The organism is Pseudonocardia ailaonensis, assembly GCF_039531635.1.
In the GTDB taxonomy this organism is placed as follows: Bacteria; Actinomycetota; Actinomycetes; order Mycobacteriales; family Pseudonocardiaceae; genus Pseudonocardia; species Pseudonocardia ailaonensis.
The window spans coordinates 1-14,468 of record NZ_BAAAQK010000027.1 but is presented as its reverse complement, the minus strand read 5'-3'; the positions used below and the strand labels follow the sequence as shown (position 1 = coordinate 14,468).

The window sequence follows — 14,468 nt, the reverse complement described above, 5'->3', positions numbered from 1 at the left end:
GCGGCGAGCCGCGAGAGACAACACGGCGGCGAACCTCGTGAGTGGCGATAGTCGCCAGGGCGACTATCGCCACTCACGGGGTGGTCAGACGCGTTCGCCCGACTCCGGGTCGAACAGATGCAGCTCCTCGCTCGTGGGCGTCAGGACGATGTGGTCCCCGCGGCGGGAGCCGGAGCGCCCACTGGTCCGGACGACCACCGGGGTCGCCTCGGAGTCGTCGAGGTGCGCGTAGAGGTAGGCGTCGCTGCCCAGTTCCTCGACGACGTCGACCTGCGCCTTCACCCCGGAGCCCGATCCGTCCGCCGACGAGGAGGAGCCCACGCTCCACTGTTCCGGCCGGATCCCCAGCAGCACACGGGAGAGTCCCGCGGAGGAGATCCGCGAGCGCAGCGACCGCGGCAGTGCCAGCTCCGACGACCCGATCGTCACCCCCTCACCGGACACCGGCAGCGTGAACAGGTTCATCGCGGGCGAGCCGATGAACCCGGCGACGAAGGCGTTGGCGGGCTTGTCGTAGAGGTCCGCCGGGGTGGCGAACTGCTGCAGCTGCCCGTCCTTGAGCAGCGCCACCCGGTCGCCCATCGTCATGGCCTCGACCTGGTCGTGGGTGACGTAGACGGTGGTGACACCGAGGCGTCGCTGCATCGCCGCGATCTCGGTGCGGGTGGAGACGCGCATCTTGGCGTCGAGGTTGGACAGGGGCTCGTCCATGAGGAAGACCTGCGGCTCCCGGACGATCGCCCGCCCCATCGCCACGCGCTGCCGCTGCCCGCCGGACAGCGCCCGCGGCTTGCGGTCGAGGTAGTCCGTGAGCCCGAGGACGTCGGCCGCCGCCCGGACCTTGGTCGCCCGCTCCTCCTTGTCCACCCCGCGCATCTTCAGCGGGAAGGCCATGTTCTCGCCGACCGTCTTGTTGGGGTAGAGCGCGTAGTTCTGGAACACCATGGCGATGTCCCGGTCCCGCGACGGCACGCCGACCATGTTCTTGCCGCCGATGCGGATCTGCCCGCCGTCGATCTCCTCGAGGCCGGCGAGCATGCGCAGCGCCGTGGACTTGCCGGAGCCCGACGGCCCGACGAGCACCACGAACTCCCCGTCCTCGATCTCGAGGTCCAGCCGGTTCACGGCCGGTTTCGCGCCCGCGGTGTACACCCGCGACGCCTGGTCGAACACCACTTCAGCCACGACGGTCCTCCTTCACGTGACAGGCCCGATTCACTTCACGGCTCCGAAGGAGAGGCCCTGGACGAGCTTGTTCTGGGCGATCCACCCGGCGATGACGACGGGCAGGGCGGCCATGGTCGCGGCCGCGCAGAGCTTGGCGAAGTACAGCCCCTCGGAGGTGATGAACCCGACGAGGAACACCGGCACCGTGGCGGCCTGTGCCGCGGTGAGGTTGACGGCGAAGAAGAACTCGTTCCACGCGAAGATCACGCAGATCAGCGCCGTGGCCGCCATGCCGGGGGAGATGACCGGCAGCACGACCTCGCGCAGCGAGCGCCACAGCGACGCCCCGTCCATCGAGGCCGCCTCCAGGAGCTCCTTCGGCACCTCCTGGAAGAAGGAGCGCATCATCCACACCGCGATGGGCAGGTTCATCGCCGTGTAGAGGATGATCAACGTCCAGATGTTGTCGAGCATCCCGATGTTGTTGACGACGACGTAGATGGGCACGATGGCCGCCACGACCGGCAGCATCTTGGTCGAGATGAAGAAGAACAGGACGTCCTGCACCTTCTTCACCGGCCGCAGCGACACCGCGAAGGCGGCGGGCGTGGCCAGCAGCAGCACGAAGATCGTCGAGACGACCGTCGCGAACACCGAGTTCAGCAGGTACGGGCCGACGCCGGCGTTGAACACCTCCTTGAACTGGTCCAGGGTCGGGGAGAAGACGATCTTCGGCGGGCTCGTGTAGGCGTCCGCCTCCTGCTTGAAGGCGGTGAGGACCATCCAGAGGATCGGGAAGAAGAACCCGATGCCGACGATCCAGGCCAGCACGGCCAGCAGGGTCGAGCCGACCTTCGACTTCTTCGCGGGCGCGAGATCAGTGGGACGGTCCAGCGTCGCGGTCATACGTCCTCCCCTCCCGAGAAGCTCTTGAAGATCAGCCGCAGGGCGAAGGTCGAGACGATGATCGTCGCGACCACCACCACGACGCCCATGGCCGCCGACTGTCCGATGTCGAAGCCGAGGAAGGCGCGCTGGTAGATGTAGAAGGGCAGGTTCGCGCTGGCGGTGCCCGGGCCGCCCTGCGTCATCATGTAGATCGCGTCGAACGTGTTGACCAGGTAGATCGCGCCGAGCACGATGCCGAGCTCGATGAAGCGGCGCAGGTGCGGGAGCGTCACCTCACGGAACACGCCCCACCCGGTCGCGCCGTCCATCCGGGCCGCCTCCAGCACGTCGTGCGGCTGGGACTGCAGGCCGGCGAGGATGAGCAGCATCATGAACGGCGTCCACTGCCAGACCAGGGCGATCATCACCGAGGTCAGCGGGAAGGACGAGATCCAGTCGGTCCGGCCCACGCCGAAGGGCGAGAGCACGAAGTTGAGCAGGCCGTAGGTCGGGTCGAACAGGACCGTCTTCCACAGCAGCGCAGCCGCGACCGGCGTGATGAGGAACGGCGTGATCAGCAGCGTGCGGATGAAGCCGCGGCCGAAGAAGCTCCGGTCCAGCAGCAGCGCGAACAGCAGGCCCAGGACCATCGCGATGAGCACGGCACCCAGGGTGAGCAGCACCGTGTTGAGGGCGACGCCGCGGAAGGCGCTGTCCGTGAACACCCGGGCGTAGTTCTCGAGCCCGACGAACTGCCGCGAGCCGGGCCGCACCAGGTTCCAGGACTGGGTCGAGTAGTAGAGGGTGAACAGGAACGGCAGCTGCGTGACGATGATCGTGAAGACCAGCGCGGGCAGCAGCGGCGCGCGGCGGATCCAGCCCTCCCGCCCGGAGTTCCCGGGTTGGCGGGGGACGATCTCGGTCGGCCTCTCGAGCGTGGTCGTCATCGCCCCTCCCTCTGGTAGGACTCGCCGACCGTCTCGGCGTAGACCTGGGCCTGGTCGAGCGCCTCGTCCGTGGTCTGCTGCCCGGCGATCGCCGCCGAGAGCTGCTGGCTGACCCGCGTCCCCAGGTCCTGGAACTCGGGGATCGCGAGGAACTGGACGCCGGTGTAGGGCACCGGTTGGACCGTCGGCTTGCGCTGGTCGGCCTTGGCGATCGCGTCGAGCGTCTGCTGCGCGTAGGCCTTCGAGGCCTCGACGTACTGCGGGATCCGGTAGGTCGACTGCCGCGCACCGGGCGGGACGTGCTCCCAGCCGAGCTGCGCGCCCACGGTCGGGCCGTAGTCCTTCGACGTCATCCAGGACAGGAACTTCCAGGTGGCGTCGACCTTCCCGGCCTCCTCGGTGGTCTTCGGGATCGCGAGCGACCAGGTGTAGAGCCAGCCCGAGTCCGGCTTCTGCACGACCGGCGCCGGGGCGTACCCGACGTTGCCGGCGACCTTGCTCTCCTTGGGGTTCTCGACGATGCCGGCGGCGACGGTCGCGTCGTACCACATCGCCGCGTTGCCCTGGCTGAACTGCGTGCCGCACTCCGAGAACCCGCCGGTCGCGGCGCCGGGCTGGCCGTAGTTGCGCACCAGGTCCACGTAGAAGTTCGCGGCCTGCCGGAACTGCGGCGAGGTGAGCTGGGCGTTCCACTGCGGGTCGTACCAGCGGGCGCCGAACGTGTTGGCGACCGTGTCGAACGGCGCCATGACCTCGCCCCATCCGGGCTTGCCGCGCAGGCAGATCCCGGCCATCCCCTTGTCGGGGTCGTTCAGCCTCGCCGCGGCGTCGGCGACCTGCTGCCAGGTCGGCTGGGCGGGCATCGTGATCCCGGCCTGCGCGAAGAGGTCCTTGCGGTACATCAGGAAGGACGACTCGCCGTAGAACGGCACCGCGTACATGTGCCCGTCCGGCCCGGACAGCGCCTGGCGGACGGCGGGGATGAAGTCGTTCTCGTCGTAGCCGGGGGTCTTCGCCATCAGCGGATCGAGGTCGACGAGCCAGCCGTTGGCCGCCCACTGCGGCGTCTCGTAGTTGGAGATCATCACGGCGTCGAACTCGCCGCCGCCGGTGGCCACCGACGCGGTGATCTTCGCGCGGGCCTCGTTCTCCGAAAGGCTGACGAACTTCAGCCGGATCCCGGGGTTGTCCTTCTCGAACTGCGGGGACAGCGCGATGGCGTCCTGCATCTGGGGGTTGGAGACGATCGCGATGGTGATCGTCTGCCCGTCGCCCCCACCGCCGAGGGCCCCGGCCCCCGCGCAGCCGGACAGCGCGAGCGCGAGCGCGGCCACCAGGGCCAGGGGGATCGAGCGGGCGAGCCTCCTCCGGGGTGGTCGGTCCGGTCTCCTGCCTTCGGGTGGGGCCACGATGCCCTCCTGTCGAAGCTCTCGAACGGGACTTCGGGAGGAAGTTCCCGCTACGGACGTGTTCCATGTCACGACGTTCTGTACGGTAAGGCCAAGTTAAGCGCTTACGCAACCGCTTACGCGTTATGATCCGACCTCATGGCGACGATGGCCGAGGTGGCTCGGCTCGCGGGCGTGTCCATCGCGACGGTGTCCCACGTCCTCAACGGCACCCGCGCCGTCCGGCCCGAGACCCGCGCGATCGTGCTCGACGCGGTGCGTGCCGCGGACTACACGCCCAACACCGTCGCGCAGTCCCTCGCCACCGCCCGCACCACCACGATCGGCCTCGCCCTCTCCGCGATCTCCAACCCGTTCCTGGGGGAGCTGCTCGCCGCCGTCGAGGCCGAGGCGGCCCGCCAGGGCTACACGCTCCTGGTCGCCGACCCCCACGAGGACCCCGAGTACGAGGCCACGGTCCTGCGCCGGCTGCACGGCCGCCGCGTCGACGGCGTGCTTTTCGCCCCCTCCGCCTCGCCCGGCCCCACCCTGGACTTCCTCGCCGCACGCGGGGTCCCGACGGTGCTTGTCGACCGCCTCATCGACCCCGCCCGCGACCAGGTCGGCACCGAGAACGTCGAGGCCGTCGCCGGCCTGGTCGCCCACCTCGCCGGGACCGGTCACGAGCGGATCGCCCTGGTCGCCGGCCAGGCCGGCCTGCGGACGACGATCGAGCGCGTCGAGGGCTACCGGCTCGGCCTGCAGCGGGCGGGCCTGGCCGCGGCGCCCGGCCTGCTCGTCGACGGCCACTCGGCCGAGGAGCCCGCGCGGGTCGCCGTCCACGCCCTCCTCGCCGCCGCGCACCCGCCCACCGCCGTGATCACCGCGAACAACTCGATGACGATCGGCGCGATGCAGGCCTTCCGCGAGGCGGGCGTCGAGGTGCCCCGGGACATGGCCCTGGCCGCCTTCGACGACTTCCCGTGGGCGGACCTCTTCCATCCCCGGCTCACCGTGGTGGCGCAGCCGTTCGCGGAGATCGGGCGGGAGGCCGTCCGGCTCCTCCTCCGGCGGATGGCGGATCCTTCCGCGGCCCCCGTGACGACGCGGTTGTCGCCGAGGTTCGTCCACCGCGAGTCCTGCGGCTGCGAGGCTTCGTGAGCGCCGTTCACCCCTGCTGCGGGCACGACCACCCACGACCCCGGTTGACCTGCGCGGCAGACTGTGCGGCGTGGACCTGCCCGTGATGCCGCCCGTGCCCCCCATGCTGGCCAAGCCGGTGAAGGACATCCCGGCCGGGCAGCTCTACGAGCCGAAGTGGGACGGCTTCCGTTCGATCATCTTCCGCGACGGGGCGGAGGTCGAGATCGGCAGCCGCAACGAGAAGCCGATGACCCGGTACTTCCCCGAGGTCGTCGAGGCCGTCCTGGCCAACTTCCCCGAACGCGCCGTGATCGACGGCGAGGTGATCGTCGCCGACACCGGGCGCAACACCCTCGACTTCGAGGCCCTCCAGCAGCGCATCCACCCCGCCGCCAGCCGCGTGAAGCTCCTCGCGGAGCAGACGCCGGCCAGCTTCGTCGCCTTCGACCTGCTCGCCCTCGGCGACGAGGACCTCACCGGCGAGCCCTTCGAGGTCCGCCGGGCGAGGCTGGAGGAGGCCCTCGCGCACGCGAAGGCGCCCATCCACCTCACCCCGCTCACCCGCGACACCGACGAGGCGCGGCGCTGGTTCGAGCAGTTCGAGGGCGCCGGGCTCGACGGGCTGATCGCGAAGAAGCCGGACCAGACCTACCAGCCGGACAAGCGCGTCATGGCCAAGATCAAGCACGAGCGCACCTGCGACTGCGTGGTCGCCGGGTACCGCGTGCACAAGTCCGGCCCCGACCTGATCGGCTCGCTCCTGCTCGGGCTGCACGACGAGCGGGGCGTGCTCGCGTCCGTCGGCGTCATCGGGGCCTTCCCCATGGCGAGGCGCAAGGAGCTGTTCGAGGAGTTCCAGCCGCTGGTCACCGAGTTCGAGGGGCATCCCTGGAACTGGGGCGCGCACATGGTGGGGGAGCGGACACCGCGCAAGAACGAGGGCAGCCGCTGGAACAACGGCAAGGACCTCTCGTTCGTCCCGCTCCGCCCGGAGCGGGTCGTCGAGGTCCGCTACGACTACATGGAGGGCGTGCGCTTCCGGCACACCGCGCAGTTCGTGCGCTGGCGCCCCGACCGCACCCCGGAGTCGTGCACCTACGAGCAGCTGGAGCGGCCCGTCTCGTTCGAGCTGGCCGAGGTCCTCGCGAGCCGATAGCCCGGCCGTCGTCGCTGGTCGAGGGGCCGGAGTTCGGGCATCCTTGATCCGTGGCTCCCCATGTGCACGGGCCGACCTGCGACCACTCGGGCGACAAGCCCATCGGGTGGTGGCTCAAACACGTCGACGGGCTGATCGAGTCCTCGCTGGACCGCGTCCTGGCCGGCGAGGGCATCGGCCGCCGGCACTGGCAGGCGCTCAACGCGATCGCGGGCGGCGCCGACAGCGCCGAGGCCGTCGACGAGGCCCTCGCCCCCTTCCGCGGCACCGGCCCGGCCCTGCGTGTCGTCCTCGACCAGCTGCGCTCGATGCACTGGACGCAAGAGGTCGAGGGCCGCCTGACGCTGACGCCCACGGGTTCCGCGGCGAGGGGCCGCCTGATCGTCGCGGTGCGGGACTCCCGGGCGCGGATCGCCGAGGGCGTCGACGAACGGGACTACCGCACCACCCTCGCGGTCCTCCAACGCATGGCCCGCAACCTGAGCTGACGAGAGGAGCGAACGGCACCCTCGCTCACACCTACTGAGCGACGGTGCCGCTCGCCGCACTCCGCCGCGCCCGACGGCCGCCGGCGATCGGGACGAGCGAACGGCACTTTCGCTCACACCTACTGAGCGAGAGTGCCGCTCGCTCAGTGCTGGGCGAAGGGTCGCTCGCTCGTCCGGTGGCGGGGGTCGCCCGTCCGTGCGGGAGGTTCGGCGGGCGCGGTGATCGGCGGGGCGGCATGATGCGCCCGTGGCCCTGCCGACCGCCGACGAGCTGGAGGCGGCCCGCGCGCGCCCGCTGCCCGACGTCCTCCCCGGGCCCGCCGATCCCCGCCTGCGCGTGCTGTTCTGCGGCATCAACCCCGGGCTCGTCTCGGCGGCGACCGGGCACCACTTCGCCCGCCCCGGCAACCGCTTCTGGCCGGTCCTGCACGACTCCGGGTTCACCCCGCGCCTGCTGCGCCCGGCCGAGCAGGGGGAGCTGCCGGCCTGGGGCCTCGGGATCACGAACATGGCCTCCCGCCCCACGGCCCGCGCCGACGAGCTGACGGACGCCGAGCTCGTCGAGGGCGGGACGGTCCTGCGGGCCCTGGTGGAGCAGTTCTCGCCCGGCTGGCTCGCGGTCGTCGGGATCGGCGCCTATCGCACGGTGTTCGACGACAGGGGCGCGACGGTCGGCGCCCAGGAGCCGACGATCGGCGCCACCCGGATCTGGGTCCTGCCCAACCCGAGCGGGCTCAACGCCCACTGGTCCCGCGAGAGGATGGTCACCGAGTTCGCCCGGCTGCGCGCCGCCGCCTTCTGACGGCCACCACGTCCGGGGGGGCGACGCACTCACAGGTCGTCGAGGTCGGGGATCTCCGTGCCCTCGTCGCGGGCGTCGCGGTCCGCCCACTCCAGGAGCGGGGTGATGGCGAAGATCGTGTCGTCGATGTCCGCGTGGAGGTCGCCGAGCTCGGCGTAGCGGGCGGGGACCGTGGCGATGGTGAAGTCGCCGGGGTCGGCGGAGTCGATCTCGTCCCAGCGGATCGGCGTCGAGACGCGGGCCTCGGGGGTGCCGCGGACCGAGTAGGCGCTCGCGATGGTGTGGTCGCGGGCGTTCTGGTTGTAGTCCACGAAGATCGACTTCGGGTCCCGGTCCTTGCGCCACCAGTTCAGGTCCACGACCGGGCAGCGGCGCTCGACCTCCCGGGCGAAGGCGTGGGCGGCGCGGCGGACGTCGGCGAACCCGTGTTCGGGCGGGATCCGCACGTAGACGTGCAGGCCCTTGCCCCCGGAGGTCTTCGGGAAGCCGGTGGCGCCCAGCTCGTCGAGCACCTCGTGCACCACGCCCGCGACCCGACGGACGTCCGTGTAGGACGCGTCGGGCATCGGGTCGAGGTCGATGCGCCACTCGTCCGGGGCCTCGGTGTCCGCCTTGCGGGAGTTCCAGGGGTGGAACTCGACCGTCGACATCTGGACGGCCCAGATCACGTCCGCGGGATGGGCGACGGCCAGCTCGTCCGCGTGCCGGTTGTAGCGCGGGAAGTGCACGCGCACGGTCTGCACCCAGTCCGGGGCCCCGCGGGGGAGACGCTTCTGGTGGACCTTCTCGCCGTCGGTGCCCTTGGGGAAGCGGTGCAGCATGCACGGCCGGTCCCGCAGTGCGCGGACGATGCCGTCCGAGACGGCCAGGTAGTACCGCGCGAGATCGAGCTTGGTCTCCCCGCGCGCGGCGAAGTAGACGCGATCAGGACTGGAGAGGCGGACCACACGGTCCCCGACCTCCAGCTCGACGGCGTCGGCCATCAGGGGCCTCAGCGGCGCCAGTCGTTGCGCTTGCGGATGTTCCCCCACACCACACCGGCCAGGATGACCACGGCGGGGATCACGGCGTAGAGGATCTCGGTGGTGCTCGCGTGGTGGCCGATCAGGATCAGGCACAGGGCGATCGCGACGAACACACCGGCCGCCGAGGTGGCCTTCGGGAAGGTGCCGTGCCAGCCCCACTCGGCCGACGGCTCGTCCGCGGGGTCGACCTTCGCCAGCTCGCGGCCTGCCATGCGTTCCTCCTGTGTCCGAGCCCCCGGGGGGATCGTGCGTGCGGGCCACATCCTCGCACAACACGGGGGCGGGGATGATGGACGGTGATGAACGCGTACACACCGCGGTCGGTGCTGGTCCTGGGCTCGACCGGCTCCATCGGCACGCAGGCCCTCGAGGTGGTCGAGCAGGCGGGCGGCCGCTTCACCGTGGCCGGGCTCGCCGCCGGCGGCGGGGACGTCGCGCTGCTCGCCGCCCAGGTCGAGGCCACCGGGGTGCGGCGGGTCGCCGTGGCGGACCCCGGTTCGGCCGCCGCCCTGCGGGAGGCGGTGCCCGGCCTCGAGGTGCTCGACGGGCCGGACGCGGCGGCCGAGCTGGTCCGGTCCACCCCGGCGGACGTCGTGCTCAACGGGATCACCGGATCGCGTGGCCTCGGCCCGACCCTCGCCGCGCTGGAGTCCGGGGCCACCCTCGCGCTCGCGAACAAGGAGTCGCTGGTCGCCGGCGGCCCCCTCGTCACCCGGGCGGCGAAGCCCGGGCAGCTCGTCCCCGTGGACTCCGAGCACTCGGCCCTGGCCCAGTGCCTGCGCGGCGGCACCCGCGACGAGGTCGCCCGCCTGGTCCTGACGGCGAGTGGCGGCCCCTTCCGCGGCCGGCCCCGCTCAGACCTGGAGCACGTGTCCGTCGAGGACGCGCTGAAGCACCCGACCTGGGACATGGGCCCGGTCGTCACGATCAACTCCGCCACGCTCGTCAACAAGGGGCTGGAGCTGATCGAGGCGCATCTGCTCTTCGACGTCCCCTACGAGCGGATCGACGTCGTGGTGCACCCGCAGTCGATCGTGCACTCCATGGTGACGTTCGCCGACGGGGCGACGATCGCGCAGGCCAGCCCGCCGGACATGAAGCTGCCGATCGCGCTGGCGCTGGGCTGGCCGGAGCGGGTGCCCGGCGCCACGGTGCCGAACACCTGGGACGCCCCGCAGAGCTGGACCTTCGAGCCGCTGGACCACGCGGCGTTCCCCGGCGTGCGGCTCGCGCGCGCCGCGGGGGAGACCGGAGGCTGCCTGCCCGCGGTGTTCAACGCGGCCAACGAGGAGCTGGTGGCGGCCTTCGTCGCCGGCCGGATCCGGTACACGGACATCACGGACGAGCTGGAGCGCGTGCTGGCGGCCGCCGACGGCTGGGCGGGCGACCCCGCTACCGTGGCGGACGTCCTGGCCGCCGAGGAATGGGCGCGGGCCCACGCGCGGGAGCTCACATGACTGTCGTCTGGACGATCGTCGGGATCGTCGTCTTCTTCCTGGGCATCCTGCTGTCCGTCGCCTGGCACGAGCTCGGCCACTTCGTCACGGCGAAGTGGTTCGGCATCAAGGTGCCCGAGTTCTTCGTCGGGTTCGGGAAGACCGTCTGGTCGAGACGGGTGGGGGAGACCGAGTTCGGCGTCAAGGCCGTCCCGCTCGGCGGCTACATCCGCATGATCGGCATGCTGCCCCCGGCCAAGGGCGAGCTCTACGGCCGCAGCCGGCGCACCGGCCCGTTCCAGGGCCTGATCGACGACGCCCGGCAGGCCAGCGCCGCGGACGTCGGCCCGGAGGACGCGGACCGGCAGTTCTGGACCCGCCGGCCGTGGAAGCGGATCATCGTGATGGCCGCCGGGCCGATCATGAACCTGATCCTGGCGGTCGTGCTGTTCGCGGTCGTGCTCATGGGCTTCGGGCAGATGACCTCCACGTTCACGGTCTCCTCGGTGAGCCAGTGCGTCCTGCCGGCCACGGCCACCCAGACCACCACCTGCCCGCCCGGTGCGCCGCTCACCCCGGCCGCCGCCGCGGGCTTCCGGCCCGGCGACGTCATCACGCGGTTCGACGGCCGCAGCTACGACTCGTGGGAGGACCTGCAGCGGGCGATCCGCTCCGCGACCGGCACCGTCGACGTCACGGTCCAGCGCGGCGACCAGCAGGTCGACCTGCGCCCGGCGCTGATCACCACCACCCTGCCGGACCTCGACGACCCCTCGAAGACGGTCGACGGCAGCTTCCTCGGCCTCACCCCCGTCCGGGAGATCCAGCGGCAGGGCATCGGGGCCGTGGGCTCGACGATCGGCGGCATCGTGTCGCAGGTCGGGCAGAAGCTCGTCGAGATGCCGCAGCGGGTGCCGAACCTGTTCGGCGCGGTCTTCCTGGGCCACGAGCGGGACCAGGACTCGCCCGTCGGGATCGTCGGGGCCTCGCGCATCGGCGGCGAGATCCTCGCCAGCGACGCCCCGCCCGGCCAGGAGATCTCCGCGTTCCTGAGCCTGCTGGCGCTGGTGAACATCTCGCTGTTCCTGTTCAACCTGCTGCCCATCCCGCCGCTCGACGGCGGGCAGATCTTCCCGGCCATCTGGGAGGCCGTCCGGCGGCGCTTCGCGATGCTGCGCGGGCGGCCGGACCCCGGCCCGGTCGACGCGGCCAAGCTCATGCCGGTGGCGATGACCGTCGCCATCGTGTTCATCGGGTGGAGCGCCCTGGTCTTCGTGGCGGACATCATCAACCCGGTGAAGTTGGGGTAGGCATACTGAGCGGGTGATGAGAGCTCTCGCCGTCTTCGACATCGACGGCGTGCTGGCGGACGTCACGCACCGGCTGCACCATCTGCGCGCGCGGCCGCAGCGCTGGGAGCGGTTCTTCGCCGCCGCGGACGTCGACCCGCTCCTGGAGGAGGGGGCCGAGCGGCTGCGCAAGGCCCAGGCCGAGTTCGACGTCGTGTACCTCACCGGGCGGCCCGAGCGGAACCGCGCGCTCACCGAGGACTGGCTGGCGGAGCACGGCCTGCCCACCGGCCCGCTCTACATGCGGGACGACTTCGACTACCGCCCGGCCCGCGAGATGAAGCGCGAGGTCCTCCGGTGGCTCGCCCACAGCCGGGACGTGGCCTCGGTGCTGGACGACGACCCGGCCGTGGTGCGGGTCCTCGACGACGACGGCTGGCCGGTCGAGCTGGCCACCTGGCTGCCGCACTCGTCGACGCTGGCGGACGCGCAGGAGAACAAAGGGCGAACCTGAGGGACACGACCCGGGTCACAACGATCTCCGGCCCGGACAGGCGCATACTGGGGGTCGTGAGCGTCTCCCTGGGAATGCCGTCGGCCCCCGCACCCACCCTGGCTCCGCGCCGGCAGACGCGCCAGCTCATGGTCGGGAACGTCGGGGTCGGCAGCGAGCACCCCATCTCCGTCCAGTCGATGACCACCACCCTGACCTCGGACGTGAACTCGACGCTGCAGCAGATCGCGGAGCTCACCGCCGCGGGCTGCGACATCGTCCGGGTCGCGTGCCCGAGCCAGGACGACGCGGACGCGCTGCCCGCGATCGCGCGCAAGGCCCAGATCCCCGTCATCGCGGACATCCACTTCCAGCCGAAGTACGTGTTCGCGGCCATCGAGGCGGGCTGTGCGGCCGTCCGGGTGAACCCCGGCAACATCCGCAAGTTCGACGACCAGGTCAAGGAGATCGCGCAGGCCGCGAAGGACCACGGCACGCCGATCCGGATCGGCGTCAACGCCGGCTCGCTCGACCGGCGCCTGCTGGAGAAGTACGGCAAGGCCACGCCCGAGGCGCTCGCGGAGTCGGCGATGTGGGAGGCGGGCCTGTTCGCCGAGCACGACTTCCACGACATCAAGATCTCCGTCAAGCACAACGACCCGGTCGTCATGGTCCGTGCCTACGAGATCCTCGCCGCGCAGTGCGACTACCCGCTGCACCTGGGTGTCACCGAGGCCGGCCCGGAGTTCCAGGGCACGATCAAGTCCGCCGTCGCGTTCGGCGCGCTGCTGTCGCAGGGCATCGGGGACACCATCCGCGTGTCGCTGTCCGCGCCGCCGGTCAACGAGATCAAGGTCGGCCGGCAGATCCTCGAGTCGCTCAACCTCAAGCCGCGCCGGCTCGAGATCGTGTCCTGCCCGTCGTGCGGGCGGGCGCAGGTGGACGTCTACAAGCTGGCCGAGGAGGTCACGGCCGGTCTGACCGGCATGGAGGTGCCCCTGCGCGTCGCCGTGATGGGCTGCGTGGTGAACGGCCCGGGGGAGGCCCGCGAGGCCGATCTCGGCGTGGCGTCCGGCAACGGCAAGGGGCAGATCTTCGTGAAGGGCGAGGTCGTGAAGACCGTGCCCGAGCACGCCATCGTGGAGACCCTCATCGAGGAGGCGCTGAAGATCGCCGAGACGATGGAGGAGTCGGGCGAGCCCTCCGTGACCGTCGGTTGAGTGCCGGGTCGACGGCAGCGGTGAACGCGGCGTGAACGCGGTCCGGGGTTCCGGTGAGCCGGACGTAGGCAGTTCGGGCCGGTTGTGGCACCGTAGAGGGGTGCTGAGGGTCGCCGGTGCTCGGTTGCTCGATGATCGGGATCGCGGTGGGGTCCGAGCGGCCCTCGACGCCGACCCCGTGGCCGCCTGCATGGTGGCCGCGCGGGTGGAGCATGCCGGGCTGGATCCGTGGCGCCTCGGCGGCGAGATCTGGGCGGCCGGTTCGCGGCTCGAGGGGCTCTGCTTCTCCGGCGCCAACCTCGTCCCGCTGCGCGGTCAGCGCACCGCGATCCGCGCCTTCGCCGACCGCGCGCGCCGCCACGGCCGTTCCTGCTCGTCGCTGGTCGGGCGGGCCGAGCTCGTGCTGCCCCTGTGGGAGGAGCTGGCGCCGTCGTGGGCGCCCGCCCGCGAGCTGCGCGCGGACCAGCCGCTGATGGTGCTCGCGGGGCCGCCCCGGGTGCGCCCGGATCCGCGGGTCCGCGCGGTGCGCCCCGACGAGCTGGAGCGCTACCTGCCCGCGGCCATCGCGATGTTCACCGAGGAGGTCGGCGTCGACCCCCGGGCCGGCGACGGCGGGGCGGGCTACCGCGCGCGGGTCGCCGAGCTGATCGCGGGCGGCCGCGCGTTCGCCCGGTTCGAGAACGGCGAGGTCGTGTTCAAGGCCGAGATCGGCGCGATGTCCGCGGCCGTCGGCCAGATCCAGGGCGTGTGGGTCCATCCCTCGCGCCGCGGCGAGGGGCTCGGCTCGATCGGCACCGCCGCCGTCGTCGAGCGGCTGGGGGCGATGGGCCGGGTCTCGAGCCTGTACGTCAACGGCTTCAACACCCCCGCCCGCGCCACCTACCACCGGATCGGCTTCACACAGGTCGCGAGCTTCGCCACCGTCCTGTTCTGAACCCCGTGAGTGGCGATGGTCGCTCCGGCGACTGTCCAGTCTCATGAGATGTGTCGTTGGGCGTGTCGCAGGACATGTGTCGCAGGGTCGGG

Annotated in this window: 15 protein-coding genes; 9 read left to right on the top strand and 6 right to left on the bottom strand. The window is 71.5% G+C overall.

Annotated features, from left to right (window positions below; genetic code table 11):
* Positions 1-84 precede the first annotated feature (84 nt).
* The 4 genes from ABD324_RS31930 to ABD324_RS31915 are packed head-to-tail and all read right to left on the bottom strand — an operon-like array spanning position 85 to position 4,351.
* A complete protein-coding gene (locus ABD324_RS31930; RefSeq protein ID WP_344425757.1) occupies positions 85-1,185 on the bottom strand; it encodes an ABC transporter ATP-binding protein in 1,101 nt (366 codons plus the stop codon).
* A 30-nt stretch (positions 1,186-1,215) separates the two neighbouring features.
* Positions 1,216-2,073, bottom strand: coding sequence for a carbohydrate ABC transporter permease (locus ABD324_RS31925; protein WP_344425754.1), 858 nt, complete (start codon positions 2,071-2,073; stop codon positions 1,216-1,218).
* A complete protein-coding gene (locus ABD324_RS31920) occupies positions 2,070-3,002 on the bottom strand; it encodes a carbohydrate ABC transporter permease (RefSeq protein WP_344425751.1) in 933 nt (310 codons plus the stop codon). Before ABD324_RS31920 ends, ABD324_RS31925 begins: the two co-directional genes overlap by 4 nt.
* Complete coding sequence (locus tag ABD324_RS31915) at positions 2,999-4,351, bottom strand: ABC transporter substrate-binding protein (RefSeq protein WP_344425997.1); 1,353 nt, start codon at positions 4,349-4,351, stop codon at positions 2,999-3,001. The genes ABD324_RS31920 and ABD324_RS31915 overlap by 4 nt, the downstream gene beginning before the upstream one ends.
* A 198-nt stretch (positions 4,352-4,549) precedes the next feature.
* Between ABD324_RS31915 and ABD324_RS31910 the strand changes: the two genes are divergently transcribed.
* The 4 genes from ABD324_RS31910 to mug all read left to right on the top strand — a co-directional run bounded on the left by ABD324_RS31910 (position 4,550) and on the right by mug (position 7,979).
* Complete coding sequence (locus ABD324_RS31910; protein WP_344425748.1) at positions 4,550-5,551, top strand: LacI family DNA-binding transcriptional regulator; 1,002 nt, start codon at positions 4,550-4,552, stop codon at positions 5,549-5,551.
* 70 nt (positions 5,552-5,621) lie between these two features.
* Complete coding sequence (locus ABD324_RS31905; protein ID WP_344425746.1) at positions 5,622-6,689, top strand: ATP-dependent DNA ligase; 1,068 nt, start codon at positions 5,622-5,624, stop codon at positions 6,687-6,689.
* 50 nt (positions 6,690-6,739) lie between these two features.
* Positions 6,740-7,177 carry a MarR family transcriptional regulator gene (locus ABD324_RS31900; protein ID WP_344425743.1) on the top strand — a complete coding sequence of 146 codons (438 nt, stop codon included), beginning with the start codon at positions 6,740-6,742 and terminating at the stop codon, positions 7,175-7,177.
* 247 nt (positions 7,178-7,424) lie between these two features.
* Complete coding sequence (gene mug / locus ABD324_RS31895; protein ID WP_344425740.1) at positions 7,425-7,979, top strand: G/U mismatch-specific DNA glycosylase; 555 nt, start codon at positions 7,425-7,427, stop codon at positions 7,977-7,979.
* Between the two features lie 29 nt (positions 7,980-8,008).
* On the opposite strand, the gene ligD is transcribed toward mug, so the two are convergent.
* Together ligD and ABD324_RS31885 are read right to left on the bottom strand one after the other, a co-directional pair.
* Positions 8,009-8,962: a non-homologous end-joining DNA ligase gene (gene ligD / locus ABD324_RS31890; RefSeq protein ID WP_344425737.1), complete on the bottom strand. Its 954-nt coding sequence runs from the start codon at positions 8,960-8,962 to the stop codon at positions 8,009-8,011.
* 8 nt (positions 8,963-8,970) lie between these two features.
* Positions 8,971-9,216, bottom strand: a complete 246-nt coding sequence (locus tag ABD324_RS31885) for a DUF2631 domain-containing protein (protein WP_425565948.1) — start codon at positions 9,214-9,216, stop codon at positions 8,971-8,973.
* Between the two features lie 87 nt (positions 9,217-9,303).
* On the opposite strand from ABD324_RS31885, the gene dxr reads away from it, so the two are divergent.
* The 5 genes from dxr to ABD324_RS31860 all read left to right on the top strand — a co-directional run bounded on the left by dxr (position 9,304) and on the right by ABD324_RS31860 (position 14,376).
* A complete protein-coding gene (gene dxr, locus ABD324_RS31880) occupies positions 9,304-10,461 on the top strand; it encodes a 1-deoxy-D-xylulose-5-phosphate reductoisomerase (protein WP_344425731.1) in 1,158 nt (385 codons plus the stop codon).
* A complete protein-coding gene (locus ABD324_RS31875) occupies positions 10,458-11,750 on the top strand; it encodes a M50 family metallopeptidase (RefSeq protein ID WP_344425728.1) in 1,293 nt (430 codons plus the stop codon). Before dxr ends, ABD324_RS31875 begins: the two co-directional genes overlap by 4 nt.
* A gap of 16 nt (positions 11,751-11,766) precedes the next feature.
* The gene (locus tag ABD324_RS31870; RefSeq protein ID WP_344425994.1) at positions 11,767-12,243 is read left to right on the top strand and encodes a phosphatase domain-containing protein; all 477 of its coding nucleotides are present in this window, start codon (positions 11,767-11,769) and stop codon (positions 12,241-12,243) included.
* Positions 12,244-12,299: 56 nt separating this feature from the next.
* Positions 12,300-13,442: a flavodoxin-dependent (E)-4-hydroxy-3-methylbut-2-enyl-diphosphate synthase gene (gene ispG, locus ABD324_RS31865; RefSeq protein ID WP_344425725.1), complete on the top strand. Its 1,143-nt coding sequence runs from the start codon at positions 12,300-12,302 to the stop codon at positions 13,440-13,442.
* Between the two features lie 100 nt (positions 13,443-13,542).
* A complete protein-coding gene (locus ABD324_RS31860; protein ID WP_344425722.1) occupies positions 13,543-14,376 on the top strand; it encodes a GNAT family N-acetyltransferase in 834 nt (277 codons plus the stop codon).
* Positions 14,377-14,468 lie beyond the last annotated feature (92 nt).